This is a genomic window from Oleiphilus sp. HI0061, from assembly GCF_001635675.1.
Genome location: NZ_LWFE01000853.1, coordinates 1 through 216, shown reverse-complemented (window position 1 = coordinate 216; position 216 = coordinate 1). Strand labels below are relative to the sequence as shown.

The window sequence follows — 216 nt, the reverse complement described above, 5'->3', positions numbered from 1 at the left end:
GAGTACTTTTGCGCATCAATTCTGACTAATAACTCATGCAAGGCATCCACTTGCTCTTCAAGCGATACCCCCATGCAACCGTAGTTAATTTTTGCACGCCCTTGCCCAGGCAAGTCAAATACCAGGATGCTGTATTCAGTTTGAAAACGAGAGACAAAACTGCGCCATGCAGACATGGTTTGTTTTGCACCGCCAATGCATACCATTAACTTATCT

1 protein-coding gene is annotated in these 216 nt (G+C 44.4%); it reads right to left on the bottom strand.

The features are described from left to right. Positions 1–216: alpha/beta fold hydrolase (locus tag A3735_RS30760; protein WP_197485828.1), on the bottom strand; the 216-nt coding region annotated here is incomplete at both ends.